This window comes from Oscillatoria sp. CS-180 (genome assembly GCF_028330965.1).
Classification (GTDB): domain Bacteria; phylum Cyanobacteriota; class Cyanobacteriia; order Phormidesmidales; family Phormidesmidaceae; genus Halomicronema.
On the sequence record NZ_JAQMUB010000032.1, the window covers coordinates 97,486 to 116,878 of the forward strand.

The following is a 19,393-nucleotide window of genomic DNA, read 5'->3' on the forward strand; positions in this document are numbered from 1 at the left end:
AGAACTAAATCCCATGTCCTGAGATGCTCGCAAACGATTACCTGATGGTTTTGCCCTGGTTTGCCAACGAGAAATTCACCACCCTTACGGTTTGCCCTTGATAGACTAAGTAAAACGTTAAGGTGGGAATCCTTGCCTTAAAAGAATGACTATTGCTTGAGTAATTTTATTTGTTTCTGATAGAAAGTGAGTATTGTAAGCGTGTTCTGGAATGATTTAATGCCGATGCTGCTTGGATTAGGACTCCCGATTGACGGCCTACTTTCGACTCAGGGCATCATGGTCATGCTCTTGGTGGGATATGCCGGGGCCATGTGGATGTTCCTAAGCAGTGCGCCTAAAGTTCATACCGTGATGGTGTCGGATTTAGAAATCGCTCGTCGGTTCTATGAGGGGATGCTGCAAATGCAAACAGCCGAAGTTCCCCTCCATTATTACTACAACTATGAGCAGACGCTGGGAACGGCTTCAATCGATCCGGTTTTTTCAAGCAGCATGGCAACAACGCCCCAGTCCTATGGCCCTTCTCCCGATGGGCTTTGGTATCAGCTGAAGAAGAATACGCAACTTCATGTGGTGAGTGGGGCCAGTCATGGTCATCGCGATCGCCAGCGCCATGTCTGTTTTGACCACGATTGCCTAGAACAAATTTTGATGCGCGTGCAAACCCGTGGCGTCCGCTATAAGCTGCGCCGCGACAGCCCCCTTAACTTCCTGGTCAAAGACTACGAAGGCCGCGTGATCGAAATGGCCGAAATCTCTAATTAGCGGAGGGTGGTGTTTCTCAATCGACCACTTGTTGGGGCCATATTGTGACCATATGAAGAAATGTAGCCCGCATTCCTTAAGCCTGTGAATCGGTTATCATTCGACAGCTTCACTTCCTATTGCCAAATGTCACTTTCCGCTCAGCTCGATTCACGCCATCCGCACCAACAGGAAAAGGCCGATCTTCGGCGGCGATTGTTAAAAGCCAGACAGGCTATTCCAGAATCTCTATGGCGGCAAAAAAGCGATCGCATTTGTGCCCATTTGCAAACCTGGCCCGGCTTCCAATCTGCTCGCTGCATTCTGGCGTACTGGAGCTTTCGTAACGAACCCGATCTCGGTTCCCTGATGGATTCTCGACGCCTGTGGGGCCTCCCTCGCTGCGATGGCAAGCGATTAGCCTGGCATCAATGGCAAGGCTCTCGGTTTCTTCAGGCCGGACGTTTTGGGATTACAGAACCGGTTGCCCACGCCCCCACTATTGATCCTGAGAGTGTTGATCTCATCCTTGTTCCGGCGGTTGCCTGTGATGTGACGGGCTATCGTTTGGGCTATGGCGGCGGCTACTACGATCGCATGCTTAGCCAACCCCAATGGCGGCATAAACCGACCGTGGCGATCGTGTTTGAATATGCTCGCCTGCCCAAAGTGCCCAAAGACGCCTGGGATCGTTCCATGCAGGGCATTTGCACGGAAGCAGGACTCTATCTGCGAGAACGGTGACAAGGCCAATAGTTAAGGTAAGCAAAAAGGCCGAAGGATAAAGGCAGGAGAATGAATTGAGCATGCGGTAGGGATTGCTTTTGTCTTTTATCCTACTTAATGCTTTTGCTATGGCGCGACAGAAGTGGCTTTGCTTCGTGCTGTGCCCAGTTGAGCAATGTTTTGGGACCAGCGACTCGCGATCGGCATGCGCCATTCAGTGCCAAAGGCCCGGTTGGTCACTTTTAAGACAGGGGGAGCTTGGCGGCGCTTGAACTCAGCGCGACACATTAGCCGAATGACTTTGTCCACAATGGCTGGATTATGACCTGCGGCAACGATATCTTCGACTGCCTCGTGTCGCTGAACGAGACGCTCCAAAATGTCGTCCAAGATGTCGTAACTCGGGAGGGAGTCTTGATCGACCTGTCCGGGTTTCAGTTCTGCACTGGGGGGTTTGGTCAGAATATTGGCGGGAATGACGGGATCCGTTGTTTGGGTCGGTAACTTTTTATCGGTCAGCACACACTGAGGATGCTGATTTAGCCAGTGACAAATGTCATAAACCCGCGTCTTGGGGACATCGGCAATCACCGCTAACCCACCGTTCATATCTCCATACAGGGTGCAGTAGCCTACTGCCATCTCGGACTTGTTGCCTGTGGAGAGCAAGAGATGACCGAACTTGTTGGCGATCGCCATCAGCAGGTTACCTCGAATCCGCGACTGGATATTTTCCTCAGCTACCCCAAATTCAGTGTCCGCAAATAGTTCATCCAGCGTTTGATCATAGTCCTTCATCAAGGCACCAATTTTCAGCGTCTCACCGCGAATACCCAGGTTACGGACTAGCTGCTCGGCATCGCTGATGGAGTGCTCAGAGCTGTAGGGGGATGGCATGAGAACGGCCAAAACGTTTTCGGGTCCGAGGGCAGCAGCGGCGATCGCCGCTACCATCGCTGAATCCACCCCGCCACTGAGACCAATGACGGCCTTAGTAAAGCCGCACTTACGAGCATAATCCTCCACCCCCAAAACTAGCGCCGACCAAATCTCTTCATTGATGTTGGTGATTCTGGATCTCGTGGTTGACGGTTCGAAATCCTGCGATCGCAAGTCGTAGTTCACCATGATGACATCAGCCTGAAAAGCACTGGCCCGACTCATCACCGACCCCCTGCGGCCCATAGCAACGCTGCTGCCATCAAAGATCAGATCGTCGTTCGCTCCTACCTGATTGGCGTAGAGAATGGGAACGTCGAATCGGGCAGCACTGTGAGAGAGCATGGCTTCTCGGATCTGCTGTTTGCCAGCGTTGAAGGGTGAGGCTGACAAGTTCACAATCAGGTCAACCCCTGCCTCTTTCAGCAGGGCAATGGGGTTATTGGGATAGCGGCGCTGTCCCCAAAACTGTTCATCATTCCAAAGGTCTTCACAGATGGTGACACCGACGTGGATTGTCTTGCCGTGCTCTACAGTGAGTTGAAAATGGTTGACTGCTCGTCCGGGTTCGAAGTAGCGATCCTCGTCAAAGACATCGTAGGTCGGTAGAAGTTGTTTATGGAAAACTTGCTTCACCTGTCCTGCTTCTAACCAGGCGGTACTGTTGAACAGCGGTTTTTCGCCGCGATCGCTAGCGCCCTCATTCGGTTCTGCAAATCCGACTAGGACTGCGACTCCTGCAGGAATCTTTGCCGCCAAGTCCTCTAACACTTGGCGCATCCCTGTGATAAAGCGAGGGCGCAGCAATAGATCTCGCGGTGGATAGCCGCAGAGCGACAGTTCGGGTGTCAAAACTAGCCGCACCCCTTGCTGAGCCGCTGCTTGCACCGCCTGGAGGATTTGATCGGCATTCTGGGTAAGGTCGCCAATCGTGGGGTTGAGTTGTGCGATCGCAATTTTCATAACAGATAGGGATAGAGATAGAGGATATTGAGACGTCCATAGGGGCACTTCTGATGGTTTATAGCCGTCGCTGGTTTCGTTAGAACAAGACGGTTGAACGATTCGGCTATACTTTCAGCGCCTGGATGCTAGTAGGCGCATAAACAGAGGTCTAAAACTATCGTTTCAAAATTTCGAGAATTGTGCAGGCTAAATAAACACCATTGGTTTGTCCTTTAGCAGCTCAAAAGCATCCGCATCAAAGCGATAAAGACTGGCCGGTCGTCCGGCTCCACGAGAGGTTTTGGCACCCGTATCCTGTAGGAAACCGAGCTTTAACAAACGCGCTCGAAAGTTGGAATAGTCTGAGAAGTCTTCGCCCAGCACAGTGACGTAGAGCTGATACAGGTCGCCCAACGTGAACAGTTCTGGCAGCACGTCGAAAGCAATGGGGCTATATTCCAGCTTGTTCTTGAGGCGCTGATAGCCGTAGGCCAGAATCTCGTTATGGTCGAAAGCAAGAGTCGGTACTTGGGTCAGAGGATACCAGGCGATTCCGCTAACGCCATCGGCAATGAGTTCTGCTTCGGCTAAACGAACGAGTGCAAAATAGCTCACCGACAAATACCTTACTCCGAATGCATTATCGGACTCGCGGGGATCGCGATCCGGTCCGCCGAAGGTATAAAGCTGCTCAAGATACAGGTTCTCAACTCGGATTTTTTCCGACAGGACTCGATACGCTGCGTCCTCTAGGGATTCTCCCTGCCGAACTAGAGTTCCTGGCAAACTCCACGACCCAACATAGGGATCGTCATGGCGCATGACCAGCAGCACCAGGAGTCGATTTTGCGCCGTATCCACCGAAAAGATGACATTGTCGACACCGACCTTGAAGTCAGCGAGACAGTCTTCTTCTAGGAGATGGGCTGCTTTTCTTTGGAGCTTTCCGGGCATGGGTACAGGTTTTTTTGATCGATATAGGCTCTGACTGCAGTTGGCAGAGCATCAACATCTTCCGTTTGACGAAAGTATGTAGACGAGACGTCAAACGTTTCAGGGATATTGGCTATCTCTACTCTGCCCCCCTGCCGCTGCACTTCCATCAAATCATGGTTCGACAAATCGTAGCCAGGTCGGGGGATGACTAAAATGCTAACGATCTGAAAGAGGTCTCTCGCTTTGTACCAGCGGGGCAATTGACGGATCAGGTCAGAGCCAACCACTAGGGTCAGTTCAGCGTGGGGCCAGCGATCGCGTGCCTGCTGAGCACTCACCAAACTGCGAGAGTGACTCAGTTCTTCGTGTAAAGCAATTCGGCCCGCAGGAGCGTCAATATCCCGAATCATCAATCTCAGCATGGCTGCGCGATCGCGCAGCGGACTTTGATGCTCCTTGAACGGATTATCGGCAGCCCAAACCGCCACCTGATCAAAGCGGGTTGATAGCCATCGCAGGATCTCACAATGCCCCCGGTGAGGCGGATCAGCGCTGGTACCAAAGAGAGCAATCTTGAAAGAGTTGGTTTGCTGCATAAAGGAGATGAAATGGTAAGACCAGGAAATCAAATTAGGGATCAGAAGACTGGGAAATCATTGGGTAGGATTGTATCCTTCCCCCTTAGAACAAATTAAGTTGCAACAGCAGTTGCGGTTCGAGTAGATTGAGTCAGCTCAGCTAAGGCAGGAGTGATTTCAACGGAAGCGGAACTTGGTTCTTGCACAACTCGTATCTCCTGAGGAAGGGACTGAACGGAGCGGGTCGTGCGTTGAGCAATGGCCGATAGGTCATCTAGCTCAGTGATCAAGCTACCGTTTCGCATCACGGGCTGAAGCAGTGGACAGGCTCCGTGATTCTGGGTTTCTGTAGCTAGACCGAGAGAATCTTTGATCATGCGATCGCCTTCGTATTGACGAAAAACTTGCTTTTTCCCTGGATAAGTCAATTTATGGGCAGACTCCTTCATGACTGGAATGCCGTCAATATCGACTAGCTTATACACACCGTTTACGGGCGATCCTGTCACCAAACGGGTGCCCAGACCGTAACCGTCGATGCAGGCTCCTGCTTGCTTCATCCGAAAAATTTCATATTCGTCTAGGTCGCCGCTGGCAAAAATCGGGACGTTAGGCAGAATGTCTCGGACTTGCTTGGATAACGCGACTAAGTCTCCTGAGTCTAGCCGAACACCGGCGAGAGCGGCGTGATTTTGATGATGGCGCTCAGACAATTGACGAGCGGCGTTGAGCGTGTCGTAGGTGTCGATAAGCAAAGGTGCTCCTGGAAAATAGCGATGAAAAGCTGTAAATGCTTCGTCTTCGCTGCCTTCGGTCGCTGCGATCGCCATCACCAGTGCATGGGCCATAGTGCCCGTTGGTTTCTGACCCAGCTGTAGCGCCGCAAAGACGTTCGAGGTGGCATCGAGTCCACCTGCGATCGCTGCCCGCGCAGCCCAAACAGAAGCTTGAGGACTGAAGGCTCGTCGAGTGCCAAACTCTAGGAGCTTTGCTTCTGGTCCAGCCATATCTCGTAAACGTGCCGCACGAGTCGCGATTAGCGTCTGATAGTTCAGAGTATTCAGTAAATACGTTTCAGCGATCTGGGCCTGCCAGAGAGGAGCCTCTATCCGCAGCAGGGGTTCATTGGCAAAAACGGCTGTTCCTTCAGGGACTGCCCAAACATCCCCTGTGAACTGAGCATTGTGTAGAGTGTCCCAAAAGGATGCAGGCACCTGGTCGAAGATGCCCGTTGCCTGTAGGGATGATAGGTGGCGATCGTTGAATTGAAAGTGTTGCAGATACTCAACTACTTGAGTCAACCCCATCGCGATGAGGTAGCCAAAGTTATTAGGAAGTCGTCGAGCAAACAGTTCAAAGCTAGCTCGCCGCTGATCCATCCCTTCACCTATGTAACAGGCGCTCATCGTCAGTTGATACAGGTCCGTTAGCAGGCCATAGTCTTCAGGCGTAACGAGTAAAGGCGAAAGCGTCATGGAGAACCTTGAATGACTTATGGTCATATTAACTATAATTAGGGCAAGTGTCTCGTCCTTCGTCATGACTTCATAAAGCCTTGTCGCAGGGGTGAATCATTTCGAATAACGGTAAGCTCTGCCACGGCTATAGCGGATTCAGTATTAATGGTGACTCGGCATACGGGATGCCTCATCGTGATATAGAAGGGAGAATGAGGTAGATATTAGAGCCTTAGTGCGGATGTGGCGATCGCAAATATGTCGGTTTTGACGGATATCAAAGAGAGTATTTTTGGTAGAAGTCAATATTTCCTGAGATGGTTTCTTGCTCCCAACGGGCTATGCTGAAGAATAAGAAAAGTTTTGCATTGCTATGGAAACGCCGCCTGTAACTCGCCCAGAACCCATTTGGAAGGCCGTTTTTCGGTTGATGCGTTGGGATAAGCCAACCGGACGATTAATTTTGATAGTGCCAGCCCTATGGTCACTTTTTTTGGCCGCCCAGGGAAAACCTCCCATCGGATTATTAGTGGTGGTGGTGGTGGGAAGCCTGGTAACCAGCGCTGCGGGGTGTATTGTCAATGATCTGTGGGACCGCGACATTGATCCCCAAGTGAAGCGCACTCGCAATCGACCTTTGGCCTCCAAAGCACTGTCTGTTCGCATCGCGATCGCCCTAGCCCTAGTGGCTTTCCTCTGCGCCTATGGCCTCACGTTTTATCTAAATCGCTTGAGCTTCTGGCTTTGTGTTGCCGCAGTTCCAGTCATTGTCTTATATCCCTTGGCTAAGCGAGTATTTCCAGTGCCTCAGTTGGTGTTGGCGATCGCCTGGGGTTTTGCGGTTCTGATCCCTTGGGCTGCGGTTTCTGGCACCCTGGAACTGTCGACTTGGCTGCTGTGGGGAGCTGTTGTTCTGTGGACGCTAGGCTTTGATACCGTCTATGCCATTCCTGATCGCGAGTTCGATGCTCGTTTAGGGGTGAATTCCAGCGCTCGTTTTTTTGGCCAGCGAACGCCCTTAGCAGTCACAGCCTTCTTTCTGGGAACAGCCGTTCTGTTAGTCATCCTGGGTGTTGTGATGTCCCTTGGATTGCCATATTGGATCGCGGTTGCGATCGCGATCGTTCTCTGGGGGCGTGAAGGCTACCTGCTCGGTCTCTACAATCCACCTCCCTCGTTGTACGGGCGAATCTTCCGGCAAAATGTGCTGCTGGGCTTCATCCTTCTAGCAGGAATGAATCTCAGCTTTTGGATAAGCTGAAAGCTATCGCTTGAGCCATTTAGTCTGCCTCTTGATCGGCTTCAGGGGTTGGCAGTGGCTCAAAAGACGGCTCAGTTTCAGCAGTAGGGGGCACGATAGAGGGCGCTTCATCGGCTTCCTTGAGCGGTTCCTTACTCGCCGCGTCAGATTCTTCTGGCTCTTGAAGGGCCTCGGCACTTGTTGACTCAGGTGTATTGCGACCTAGATTGACACAGTTCTCAGCATCGTATTCGACCAAAATTGCAAACTGATAACCCGTTAAGGCATTCACAGAGGAAAAGTCTAAGGTTTGGATATACTCGACCGCCTGATTGTTAAAGCCTGGATAACCCGTACTACGAAGCACTTCAGGTTTATCTAGAAGGGTACCGTTAGGTCCAATCCAAGCACCAACCAGCCCGGGTTGAGGTGCTTCCGTCAAACACACCCCTTGACTGTGATCAATCGTCAATTCAATGGGCTCTTTGACGATGTCCGCCGGTGAATTCTCGGCGGCATCGGCTGGCCCTTCGGCAGCATCAGGAGTCTCTTCATCAGACACTTGACCCTGCTCGGTAGGCGCAGTTTCTTCAGCCTCATCCTCCGTTTCTTCAGCAGCATCAGCCATTGCTGGACCTTCACTGCCCAACGCCTCAGCATGAGTTTGACCTACCTCTAGCCAAGCCTCTCGTTGCACATCGGATTCTTCTTGAGCAGTTCCTGTCTCGTCGTAAGTGTACGCTAGCAGGGTTTCTTCAAGATTCATGACCTCCGTGGGATTGGTGTCAGGCAAAGCCGCGATGTTTTCTGAAGAAGCCTGCCCTTCCGAAGTATCAGCCGTCGCATCAGAACTATTAGCTTCTAGATCAGCTGCACTGCCATCAGCTGTGGCTTGGTCCGTTGCTGCTGCATCCGCTTCGTTCTGGTTAGATGTTCTGCCGCCAGAAGACGTTCCTGAGTAATCTCGCAGGCGAGATTCTAGGTTGGTCACGCCGAAGGGGATTCGTTGGGTATTGACGGATCGTCTACGGGTTAAGGGTGAGGATGATCCCCGTGCTGTTGGAGAATCACCGGCGGACGATCGCAGCTCATCACCCTCTATCAGAGGAGACAGTGACTCCAGATCGTTGAACGTATCGAAGCTATATAGAGAGCCAGAAAAATCAGGTAAGCGCTGCTGCTCGGCTGCGGAAAGTTCAATCAACGGAACATCGCGTTGCTCAGCTTCTGGCTCGGGTTGGATGAGATCATTGAAGGCTAGACCCTGAAAAGTAGGGCTGGCGGCAAACAAAACGCTGTGGAATCCGATCGAGATTGCTCCTGCCAGCCAAGAAGGATGCAGGAATCGGCGAAAGTTCCGAGCCTTAGATGGCTGATCTTTAGATGGTGGAGTTTGAGCAGAAACCATAAGCGCGATCGCTCCCCTTAAACCAAGTCGCAGTATAGCCGTTGCCAATTCCGTCAGAACAAGACGGTGAGCCATCTGGCTATGCGCTAAGCACCCAGATGCTATGGGTGCATAAGCCTAGATGGCTAAAGCTATGATTATCGTAGACGCAGTAGCCCTAAACGTGTTTCCTGAAGGTGCAGGGTGTGTAATTATCTGGTCAAGTTTACCCTGTTGTTTACTCTTATTCTCGCCTCGTTAGCATCCTAAAGCTCGTATTTCATCCGTGGGTGCCACACAGTTGATGATAAGCAGGGAGAAATAAGGTAGTTCCAAGTCAGGGTACTGGTTTAGGTCACGATAGATTTGCTCATCGGGTTGAGTGGCCCGAACCACTACACAACTTTTCTCTAAAAGATTTCGCCGGTGCAAAATTTTCCAGGCATCGGCATAGACAGACGCTACTTTCATTAACACCACAACGTCGGCTTGATCCAATACCGCTTCTAGCTCGGACATACTATAAAGAGCCGGTAGCACCATTAGGCGCTGAGTCAGCATGGTCAAAGGAATTCCTAGCGTAGCCGCTGCTGCTAGAGGTGAACAGACACCAGAAACCGTACGAATCGGTGCTGCCGAATGCTGCTGCTGTAGCGTTTGCGCCAAGTATGTGAAGGTGCTGTAGAAACTTGCGTCGCCTTCAGTCGCGAACACCACATCCTGTCCCTGAACGAGATATTGCCAAACTTGACTGGCCGCTTTATCCCAAGCCGTAGTCAGGACCTTCTGATCGTGAACATAGGGAAAGTAGAGGGGAAGCTGTACTTGATGCGATCTCAAAAAGTCAGCCACGATCGCTTGAGCAATGCCCGATTTGCCACCCCGTCCGGCAGGAAAAGCCACTACCGGAGCCGTTTTCAGCAAACGAACTGCCTTGAGCGTGATCAACTCCGGATCTCCGGGGCCAACTCCAACACCCCACAGGGTGCCTAACCTGTTTGCCATCATCATCTAAGAATAAAATCGCAGATCTTTTAGTGCGTAGACAGGACGCGCTCCTCAGCGACTTCGATGCCCAAGTCAACAACGTGCTGCCATCCTAATCCCCGACGGGTAATGGTCATCTCTTCAGGCTCAGTCAAATTGAGAATAGTCGAGAGGCCGTAACCCAAATCCCTATCGTCATCCACAATCAGATCAACCTGAGGTCCTACGAAGTCGAATAGCTCGGCTTTAGAAGGGATTGACGTTTTCTGAGCGTTCATCAACGAGAGTGCCGAAGTCGAGATGATGGGATTCCCTAAGGTCTGGATAATGTCAAGGCAAATTTGACAGTCAGGTACCCGGATACCAGTGGTCTTCCGCTTGGGACTCATCACCAGTTTGGGTACCTGCTTCGTCGCAGGTAAGAGAAAGGTATAAGTGCCTGGAATTAGATGTCGAATCATCCGATAGGCCGGATCGCTGACCCAGGCATACTCAGCAATGTTCGATAAAGAGCAGCACATAAATGTGAGGGGCTTATCGTTGCAGGTCTGCTTGAGCTGTCGGACTCGCTGCACTGCCGATTTCACCGTCAGATCGCACCCGATCGCGTATACAGTATCGGTGGGATACAGCATGATTGCCCCCTGCTGCAGGGCATCGCGAACAGCCGCTATCTTCCGAGTTTGTGGATTTTTAGGATGAATTTTGTAGAGAGTCGCCATTAGGGCCTCCTGTCGCGATCGCAAACAGCCTTTGGGCTAAGGTCTTCATTATGAAAGAGGCTGGCAGGGGCCAGGGAGACTTTTATGAGAACGTTAGCTTTCTGGGATTGTCCGACGGGGCTTTCCGGTGATATGTGCTTAGGTGCATTGGTTAGCGCAGGGGTACCGCTGACCTATTTACAAGAGAACCTGGCACAGCTCAACTTACCGGAAATCGTTGAACTCCAGCAGTCCGTCGTTCATAAAAATGGTATCGCAGCCACCAAAGTGGATGTGGTCCTACCGCATGAGACGGATGCCGCCACCGTTCATCCGCCTGTGCGTCATCTGCATGACATTAAGCAAATCATTACATCAGCGAGCTTGCCCGAGCCAGTTGTGGCCTGGAGTTTAGCGATCTTCCAGCGGTTGGCGATCGCAGAAGGCTCCGTTCACGGCATTGCGCCTGAGACCGTTCACTTTCACGAGGTCGGCGCAACGGATGCCATTGTCGATATTGTCGGCACTTGCTTAGGACTGAACTGGCTCGGCATTGATGAATTGCACTGTGCCCCATTGCCAACTGGAGGCGGTACAATTCGTGCTGCCCACGGTCGTTTGCCTGTGCCCGCTCCGGCTGTTCTAGCACTGATGATGATGGCGCAGGTGCCCATCTACAGTACGGGCTTGCAGGGAGAATTGGTGACTCCCACAGGAGCGGCGATCGCGACGGAACTAGCCACTCACTTTGGCAACCCACCCTCGATGCGATTGCACAAAGTTGGATTGGGTGCAGGGAACAAGGACTTTGCCCTGCCCAACATTCTGCGCCTGTGGATTGGCGAGGCGATGGCAGACTCGGCGCAAAAGCATCCCCACCCTGTCCCTCATGGGCACCCTGCCCAGGAGGTTACCCCGCAGTCGCTCTCCCATAAGCACGATGGCAGCCATAACAGTGCCACGCCTAATATCGAGCAGCGGCAGGGAATAGAAATGGTGACTGTTCTAGAGACGCAGGTTGATGATTTGTCGCCCCAAGCGATCGGTTATCTGTACGATCGCCTCTTTGAAGCGGGGGCTTTGGACGTGTTTACCCAAACCGTCATGATGAAGAAATCGCGTCCGGGTCATCTGATTACGGTGATCGTGTATCCACCACAGGCAGAGAGTTGTGAGCGTGTGTTGCTGCAAGAAACCACGACACTCGGGGTTCGTCGCATGATGCAAAATCGTCTCCGGCTCCGTCGTGACGTTATTCCTTTGGAGACGCCACTTGGCACCGTACGCATGAAATTAGCCTTTCAACCTAATCAGGACGTTCCCTTTAAGGCGCATCCAGAGTACGAAGACTGCGCTACGCTGGCTCGACACCACCAGCTTCCCTGGCGCGATGTGCACAATCAAGCTCTGTGTCATTGGCAAAGACAGGAGAGTAAACGAGTGGGGGAGTGAGAGGACTGAAAAATTGGAGGATTTGAGAGATTCTTAACCAACTGAGGGTGAACGATTGACCTGATGGCAGTAGGATGACCCTATATCGTTTTCTTTTGATGTCACATTTTTACGATCATGGTCAATCTGCCCCCTGACCCCAACGATAGACAGCCACCAGAAGCATTTCGCGACAAGGATGAGGCGATCGCGGTGGCGATCGCTTTTCTGGCTGTTGGCACCATCCTGTTTTGGGGATGGACCCGTGGTCAAAGAACGTTTGTGCCTGCCGCTAACCTGCCTCAGCTATTAGAGGAACCGCTGCTGGAAGATGGCGCGCTGTCGGATGAGGCGATCGAAGAGGATTCAGTGCTCGGACGTCCCAGAACGTTTGATGCGCCAGTAGATACCCCACTTGAAGATGCTGAGATCCTGGAGGACGATACCGTTTCTAGAAGAACGGTCGCCGATGAAGACATTGATACAACTCTAGATTTAGATGATGAAGGTGTTGCGCCTATCGTCCAGGAAGATTTAACTGCGGAAGATGTTGAAGTTCCTGCTGAGGAGGCGACTCCCTTTGAAGAAGATTCGGTTGAAGCTGAGGTGCTACCGCCTTTAGATATCTCAGACGTCGCAGAAAATTACTGGGCATATCCCTATATCGTCACCTTGTTTGAAGAGGGGCTGCTGCCTGATTTACCTGAGGGTGAACTGCGGCCTGACCAACAGATGACTCGGGCCGAGCTGGCTGCGCTGCTCAACAGTTCCTTTGTGCAGAACGAGCCGGAAGAACGGGATTTGGCCTTCGAGGACATCTCAGATACTTATTGGGCAGCCGATGCAATTCGCCATGTCGTTGATGCCGGATACATGACAGGCTATCCAGACGATACGTTCCGGCCAGATGAATTAGTGCCTCGTTATCAGGTACTCGTAACCCTAGCGACGGGTCTGGGTCTTGCGGATCCGGCTGATCCGCAAGCCGTTTTGAATCGCTATCAAGGGGCAGAAGAATTGCCTGAATGGTCTTTGGGACAGGTTGCGGCAGCCGCTGAAAACAGTATTGTGGTAAATCACCCTGAACCTCAGGCATTGGCACCTCAGGAACCGGCTACCCGTGCAGAAATCATTGTGATGATCTATCAAGCGCTGGTTGAGCAGGGGCGGGTTGAGGCGATCGCATCCCCCTTTGTGGCTCCTGAGTAATGGGTAAGCCCTAAGCTTGTGTTGGGACGCGATGTATCGCGTCCCAGTCAGTAGGTCTATCAGCCTCCTCAAGGTTTTGTCCCGCTATGAGGGGATCTTTGAGAAAGAATGTACCGCTGGTGGGGTGTTAATAGCGCAGCGTAACGCACTATAGTCGAGATTTTTATTGTTAGAAATCTCTTCAACTCGTCAGACGGAGTGATTTAGCTGCTACATATTCATCCAGTTCATCAATTAACTTTTGTTTATTTTCTGGTGATAGAAAAGAGGCCTTGAAGGAGTTTTTCGCCAGCTGATAAAGCTCGGTCTGGTTCAAGTTCAAGGCGTCTGCTGCCGCTTGATAATTTTCAGCAACATAGCCACCGAAGTAGGATGGATCATCTGAATTAACCGTGACGCATAGCCCGCGATCAAGCAGCTTTTTCAAGTTATGCTCTGCCATTGAGTTAAAGACTTTTAACTCAACATTAGAGAGAGGACAAACCGTCAGCGGAATTTGTTTTTCGGTCAAATAATTGATTAAGTTTGGATCTTCCAGGCTGCGAACACCGTGATCAATACGTGCTACGCCCAGAAGATTAATAGCTTCCCAAATGTATTCTGGAGGACCTTCTTCTCCTGCATGAGAAACGGTTAAGAATCCCTCAGCCTGAGCTGCTTCAAACACCTTTTGAAACTTTGAGGGAGGGTTGCCTTGTTCAGCAGAATCCAAACCAACGGCAACAATGGTGTCTTTGTAAGGAAGGGCTGTTTTGAGCGTTTCCATGGCTTCCTCAGCACTCAAGTCTCTTAAAAAAGAGAGAATGAGCTGAAATGACATATCAAGTTTAGCTTGAGCATCTACTAAAGCCTGATAAATTCCCTTGTAAACCGTTTCAAATTCTATCCCTCGTTGAGTATGGGATTGCGGATCAAAGAAGATTTCAGTATGTCTAACGTTTTGGTCGGCGGCTTTCTGGAGGTAAGCCCAAGTCAGCTCGTAATAGTCTTGTTCTGTTTTTAAGACTTGGGACCCTTGATAATAAAGATTGAGAAAGGATTGCAGATCGTCAAAATTATACGCGCTCTGAATTTCTTCGACAGAGGCATAGGGTAACTCAATTTGGTTTCGCTTAGCGAATTCAAACATCATTGCCGGCTCTAAAGTGCCTTCAATGTGAAGGTGTAGCTCGGCTTTGGGAAGTCCTTGAATGAATGGGTTCATCTTAAGCTCCAATGTCTAAAAGATATCCGGATTAATGGCGAGAACGTAGGTCATCGTTATGAAAGTCATCACCCCTGCCCAAATCTCTAAAGATTGGTTTGCAGTTCAGAAAAAAAACTGGCAGACCGTCACCATTAAGTAGGTACGGATAATTAATTTGAGGTAAAGATAAGGTCGGAACACAGTTTCCAGTCGTTTTTACCTCGGTTTATTTAACCCCAGACTACTTAGTCGTTAATTCTGATGAGTTTGTTGCTTAGGTCGAGGTTGCTAAATGATGCCAAATTATTATTTTCCTCACGCTAAAATTAGCCCTCAAACTAGCCTCGAAACTCCCATGGTTCTGACGCTCCTGATACAGTCTTAATCACCCTTGATTAGTGAAATAATAGTCTCTAATAAAGCCAACACCCCACTAGAGGCGCTATTCTAGAATCGAAAAGATTTTAACCTATAGGAATTATCTCTTGAAATTTCTATCTTTGGACACATCAATAATCTCCTTCTATAGATTTATTGACAAGACGGTGACTTTATTCTCCCAATCTATCTCGGATAAGGACCTGCTTCTGAAATATTTTGAATTGAACTTTTGCAGTTGGATCGATGCTGATAGATAGATCATGAACACACAATCATTTCTATGGAAATTAATACGCTCCTGATCTAGCCCTAAAAAGGCCAAAAGAGATTTTGCAAATGATTAAGATCCTACAAGAAGCGATGGAACGCTTACAGTTAAAATGAGGGTGCTAGCGATAATAAAATCCGCAAAATCGTAACTGACGATACAGAGGTGGTTGAGCGCTTTTGTTAGCTTTACTTGAAATTTATTTAGTCAAAATTCAGCTGGAGGCGATCGCAATTAAGTGATCCACCATTACGAGAAAGCTGTTCTTAAGATCATAAGTTGCTTCAGGTAGTAGCTTGATTTCTATAGCCTTGACGATGATGACTGAGTTGCAGATTAATATTTAAAAACGTGGCAATGAAACCTGGTTTTGGAGAACTGAAGCGCTCGCTAAGATGTGAATTCGTTTGTGGATTAGTGGGACTTGCGATCAATGAATTGAATGGGTTGACTAATAGTATGTCAATTAATGGTGCTGATCAGTAAGGAGTGGTTCTGTGTTGCGGTTTGGACGCTAGCGTTTCATCGGGTCTCGTTCAACTTTAGGGTGGGGTGATGGATTTATATACTGTGGAAGCCTACTTAAAGCCTCAGTCTCTGCAAGAGATTAACTGGCAGCCTGGATATGCCTTGCTAGCGGGTGGAACGTGGATTTTTAATGAACCCCAACCTCATATCAATACTCTAGTTGACATGCAGCAGTTGGGCTGGGCCGAACTGGAAATTGCCAAGCGGGGTTTGGGCATAGGTGCAATGTGTCTCCAAAATACGCTTTTGGACTTTTCGTTTCCTCAGGATTGGACAGCGGCGGAATTGCTTAAGGATGCCGTACGGGAATTAGCCTCGTTCAAACTGTCCAATGAGGCGACTGTCGGCGGCAATATTTGCTTGGCTTTGAGCGCTAGCACATTTGCTCCAGTAACCGTAGCTCTGAATGCGAGCTATGAGATTTGGTCTCTTCAGGGAGAACCGCGTATTGTCAAGGCATTAGATTTTCAACAGGCACCTCAGAGGACTATCTTGCAGCCAGGAGAGGTTTTAAGGAAAATCTGGATTCCTGCAGAAAACTTGACGGGCTGGCAAACGAGTTTCAAGCGAATGGCCGTCTCGACGGCGGGGTATGCGATCGCAACCGTCGCATCGGCTTACAATGAGGCCACTCAGCAGCTCCGCTTTGGTATTGCTGGAAGTGTTATGGCACCCTGCCTGATCGAATTTGCATCGCCTCCCAATGAGACAGAATTGGCGATCGCTCTGGATGCCCAGATTCCATCGCAGCATTATCTAAACAATGACAGAGCTAGCGCCGACTATCGCCGCCACATCACTCAATTCCTTATGCAACGGACCCTGACTGACCTGACAACTGGCGCTCAAACGAGTCGGCGGTTCTGATTACTATCTCAAATGCCTAAATGCAGACCTGATGCGGACCTGCCAAACAATTTGACGATGCGGCTCCATTCGGATCATTCACTCACTTGAGTTATCTTCCCTCCCCAACCTATCGATATGCCAAATTCTTTAACCCTTACTGTCAATCAGCAGGACCGCACAGCTAGCTGTGATCCAGGGACAAGCTTGCTCAGCCTGCTGCGAGATTTGGGATATAAGGGGGTGCATCGGGTTTGTGAATCGGGGGACTGCGGCTGCTGTACTGTGTGGCTGGAGGATAAGCCCATTCATAGCTGCATTACCCCAGCCTGGCGAGCGGATAGCCATCAAATTACCACTATAGAAGGCCTAGGCAGCGAGGGGCTAGCGCCGATGCAGGAGGCTTTTCTAGCAGCGCAAGGATTTCAGTGCGGCTACTGCACCCCAGGCGTGATCATGACAGCCACTAAATTGGACTACGAGTCAGAGACGGAACTGCGAGGAGAGTTGGAGGGCAATCTCTGTCGCTGCACAGGCTATCAGTCCATTGTCGATAGTATTTTGCTGTGCGAGAGCAAGGCGGCCTCTAGTCCAACTCAGCAAAAACAGCTTGAGCAAACCGAGGGGCAAGTTGGGAAGAACATTCCTAAGCAAGATGGAACCGACATTGTGACCGGGAAGCCCATTTACACGGATGATTGGGTGCCTGTGGGACTGCTTCACTTAAAGGTACTGCGATCGCCTCATCCCCATGCTCGTATCACTCATATCGACACTCAGAAAGCAGCAGCCCTAGACGGGGTACAGGCAATCTTCACCCATGCCGATGTTCCTCGTCGTCCTTACAGCACTGCCGGGCATGGCGAAGGTGCTCCTGATCCGATGGATCACTATTTGCTAGATAGGAAGGTGCGGTTTATTGGCGATCGCGTTGCCGCAGTTGTCGCCGACACGGAGGCGATCGCGACCCGAGCCTGCGAGCTGATTGAAGTGGAGTATGACATTCTGCCCCACGTTATCGATCCAGCAGCGGCGATGACTGGTGAAGTCTTGATTCATGATGAGGTGGAATCCACCCAGATCAAGGATGCATCACGCAATATTGCCGGAGAAGTGTTCTTAGAAAAGGGCAACGTGGAGGCTGGATTTGCTGAAGCCGAAGTCGTGGTTGAAAAGACGTATAGGGTTCCTGCCGTCCAGCACGTTCATCTAGAACCCCACACCAGCACCAGTTGGTTTGATGAGGACGGCACGCTGGTCGTTCGATCCAGCACGCAGGTTCCTTTTCACTGTCAAAGAATCCTGTCTGAACTGTTCGATATCCCGCCCGAAAAGCTGCGAGTGTATAAAGCCAATATCGGCGGTGGATTTGGCAATAAGCAAGAAATTTTGACTGAGGATCTGTGTGTGCTTGCAACGCTGCATCTCAAACGGCCTGTACAGTGGCGCTTAACTCGAAAGGAGGAGTTTACAGCAACCAATAGCCGTCACGGGATGACCATTCGTCTCAAAACGGGAGTCAATCGAGACGGCACTATCCTCGCTCAAGAGATGGAAGCGATTTCCAACACTGGTGCGTATGGCAACCATGGTCAGACGGTCGTTTTCCTAACCGGATGTTTTCCTCTCGGCCTATATCGCTGTTCCCATCAGCGCTTCAGAGGAATAGCGGTGTATACCAACACTATGCCAGGGGGGGCCTTTCGAGGTTATGGGGCGACTCAGGGAACGTTTGCAGTGGAATCTCAACTGGATGAAATTGCCAACCAGCTCAATCTCGACCCAATCGTCCTACGGCACAAGAACTTTATCACCGCCGAAGATGAAATTCTTATTGGCCGAGAAAAACACTTTCACATTATTGGCAGCTACGCCCTTGCAGACTGTGTTGAAAAGGTGACGCAGGCATTCTCCCAGTCTGAACCCAAAACGGAAGAGGCACCTTATTTACGCCGGGGTGTTGGTTTTGCCGCGACCATGCAAGCCAGCGGATTGGCGAAGATTCACAAGGCAAGCGTCTGCCTTTCACTACAGCCCAATGGGAGCTATCGACTTAAAACAGGATCTGTTGATGTGGGCACGGGTTCTGATACGACGTTGAGACAAGTGGCTGCTCACGTTCTCAACACGACGGTCGACCAGATTGAGCTGATTGCTGCCGATACCCAACAGACTCCCTTTGACGCAGGATCCTATGCTTCGGCAACCATGTTCATCTCTGGGCAAGCGGTAAATTTGGCCGCAAAAAAACTGCGATCGCATCTCCTCGAACTCGCAGCTACTGACTTGGATTGCGATCAGCTAAAGGCCGATCAGCTAGCGCTAACTGCGAATGCGGTCTGTTCCTCCTCAGCCCAAATCAGCTTGCCAGAATTGGCTGCCATGGCTCAAAAAGCCGGTCAATTCCTAGAGGTTGAATTGGACTATTCCTCTGATACTGCCTCCCTGACGTTTGCCTTTATGGGGGTTGAAGTCGAGGTTGATACTCAGACTGGGCGTGTTCGAGTTCTACGCTGCGCCGAAGCGATCGACGTCGGTAAGGCAATCAATCCCCGTATCTGTCACGGTCAGGCAACGGGAGGAATGGTCATGGGGCTAGGCTATGCCCTATCGGAAGAATTGCGGATGGATGAGAGGGGCCAAATTCTCAATCCCACACTGCGAACCTATCGCATTCCAGCAGCTAAGGATGTTCCGCTGATGGATGTCTTTTTGGTCGAAAAAGCGGATCCTTACGGTCCCTTCGGTGCTAAAGGCATTGGGGAAATTGGGACCAATTGCACTGCTCCCGCGATCGCTAATGCCATTGCCAACGCGACAGGCGCTAGGGTGCGTCAGTTACCGATGACCCCTGAGCGGGTTTGGCGGGCTTTGCAGCAACATGACAAAGAAGATTGAAAT

15 protein-coding genes are annotated in these 19,393 nt (G+C 50.6%); 7 read left to right on the plus strand and 8 right to left on the minus strand.

Going from position 1 to position 19,393, the window contains the following annotated elements; genetic code table 11:
* Positions 1-219: 219 nt before the first annotated feature.
* Complete coding sequence (locus PN498_RS07400) at positions 220-768, plus strand: glyoxalase-like domain protein (RefSeq protein ID WP_272062198.1); 549 nt, start codon at positions 220-222, stop codon at positions 766-768.
* A 126-nt stretch (positions 769-894) separates the two neighbouring features.
* Positions 895-1,491 (plus strand): 5-formyltetrahydrofolate cyclo-ligase, encoded by a 597-nt coding sequence (locus PN498_RS07405; RefSeq protein WP_272062081.1) that lies wholly within the window; start codon positions 895-897, stop codon positions 1,489-1,491.
* A gap of 108 nt (positions 1,492-1,599) precedes the next feature.
* Here PN498_RS07405 and PN498_RS07410 read toward each other — a convergent pair whose 3' ends face one another.
* From PN498_RS07410 to PN498_RS07425, 4 genes are all read right to left on the minus strand, one after another.
* Positions 1,600-3,375, minus strand: a complete 1,776-nt coding sequence (locus tag PN498_RS07410; protein WP_272062082.1) for an NAD+ synthase — start codon at positions 3,373-3,375, stop codon at positions 1,600-1,602.
* A 189-nt stretch (positions 3,376-3,564) separates the two neighbouring features.
* Positions 3,565-4,311 carry an NUDIX hydrolase gene (locus tag PN498_RS07415; protein ID WP_272062083.1) on the minus strand — a complete coding sequence of 249 codons (747 nt, stop codon included), beginning with the start codon at positions 4,309-4,311 and terminating at the stop codon, positions 3,565-3,567.
* Positions 4,272-4,889 carry a nicotinate-nucleotide adenylyltransferase gene (locus PN498_RS07420; protein WP_272062084.1) on the minus strand — a complete coding sequence of 206 codons (618 nt, stop codon included), beginning with the start codon at positions 4,887-4,889 and terminating at the stop codon, positions 4,272-4,274. The genes PN498_RS07415 and PN498_RS07420 overlap by 40 nt, the downstream gene beginning before the upstream one ends.
* Before the next feature lie 95 nt (positions 4,890-4,984).
* Positions 4,985-6,346: a nicotinate phosphoribosyltransferase gene (locus PN498_RS07425; RefSeq protein ID WP_272062085.1), complete on the minus strand. Its 1,362-nt coding sequence runs from the start codon at positions 6,344-6,346 to the stop codon at positions 4,985-4,987.
* Between the two features lie 355 nt (positions 6,347-6,701).
* Between PN498_RS07425 and PN498_RS07430 the strand changes: the two genes are divergently transcribed.
* On the plus strand, positions 6,702-7,589 hold the full coding sequence (locus PN498_RS07430; RefSeq protein ID WP_272062086.1) for a 4-hydroxybenzoate solanesyltransferase: 888 nt from the start codon (positions 6,702-6,704) through the stop codon (positions 7,587-7,589).
* A gap of 19 nt (positions 7,590-7,608) precedes the next feature.
* Here PN498_RS07430 and PN498_RS07435 read toward each other — a convergent pair whose 3' ends face one another.
* The 3 genes from PN498_RS07435 to PN498_RS07445 all read right to left on the minus strand — a co-directional run bounded on the left by PN498_RS07435 (position 7,609) and on the right by PN498_RS07445 (position 10,664).
* A complete protein-coding gene (locus PN498_RS07435) occupies positions 7,609-9,051 on the minus strand; it encodes a hypothetical protein (RefSeq protein WP_272062087.1) in 1,443 nt (480 codons plus the stop codon).
* A gap of 162 nt (positions 9,052-9,213) precedes the next feature.
* Entirely contained in the window at positions 9,214-9,966 is a 753-nt protein-coding gene (locus tag PN498_RS07440; RefSeq protein WP_272062088.1) for a precorrin-2 C(20)-methyltransferase, read from the minus strand.
* Positions 9,967-9,989: 23 nt separating this feature from the next.
* Entirely contained in the window at positions 9,990-10,664 is a 675-nt protein-coding gene (locus tag PN498_RS07445; protein ID WP_272062089.1) for an L-threonylcarbamoyladenylate synthase, read from the minus strand.
* Positions 10,665-10,748: 84 nt separating this feature from the next.
* On the opposite strand from PN498_RS07445, the gene larC reads away from it, so the two are divergent.
* Together larC and PN498_RS07455 are read left to right on the plus strand one after the other, a co-directional pair.
* Positions 10,749-12,095 carry a nickel pincer cofactor biosynthesis protein LarC gene (gene larC, locus PN498_RS07450; protein WP_272062090.1) on the plus strand — a complete coding sequence of 449 codons (1,347 nt, stop codon included), beginning with the start codon at positions 10,749-10,751 and terminating at the stop codon, positions 12,093-12,095.
* Positions 12,096-12,212: 117 nt separating this feature from the next.
* Positions 12,213-13,283: an S-layer homology domain-containing protein gene (locus PN498_RS07455; RefSeq protein WP_272062091.1), complete on the plus strand. Its 1,071-nt coding sequence runs from the start codon at positions 12,213-12,215 to the stop codon at positions 13,281-13,283.
* A gap of 181 nt (positions 13,284-13,464) precedes the next feature.
* On the opposite strand, the gene PN498_RS07460 is transcribed toward PN498_RS07455, so the two are convergent.
* The gene (locus tag PN498_RS07460) at positions 13,465-14,487 is read right to left on the minus strand and encodes an adenosine deaminase (RefSeq protein WP_272062092.1); all 1,023 of its coding nucleotides are present in this window, start codon (positions 14,485-14,487) and stop codon (positions 13,465-13,467) included.
* A 1,186-nt stretch (positions 14,488-15,673) separates the two neighbouring features.
* Between PN498_RS07460 and PN498_RS07465 the strand changes: the two genes are divergently transcribed.
* Both PN498_RS07465 and PN498_RS07470 read left to right on the plus strand, forming a co-directional pair.
* Positions 15,674-16,513: an FAD binding domain-containing protein gene (locus tag PN498_RS07465; RefSeq protein WP_272062093.1), complete on the plus strand. Its 840-nt coding sequence runs from the start codon at positions 15,674-15,676 to the stop codon at positions 16,511-16,513.
* A 117-nt stretch (positions 16,514-16,630) separates the two neighbouring features.
* The gene (locus PN498_RS07470) at positions 16,631-19,390 is read left to right on the plus strand and encodes a molybdopterin-dependent oxidoreductase (RefSeq protein WP_272062094.1); all 2,760 of its coding nucleotides are present in this window, start codon (positions 16,631-16,633) and stop codon (positions 19,388-19,390) included.
* Positions 19,391-19,393 lie beyond the last annotated feature (3 nt).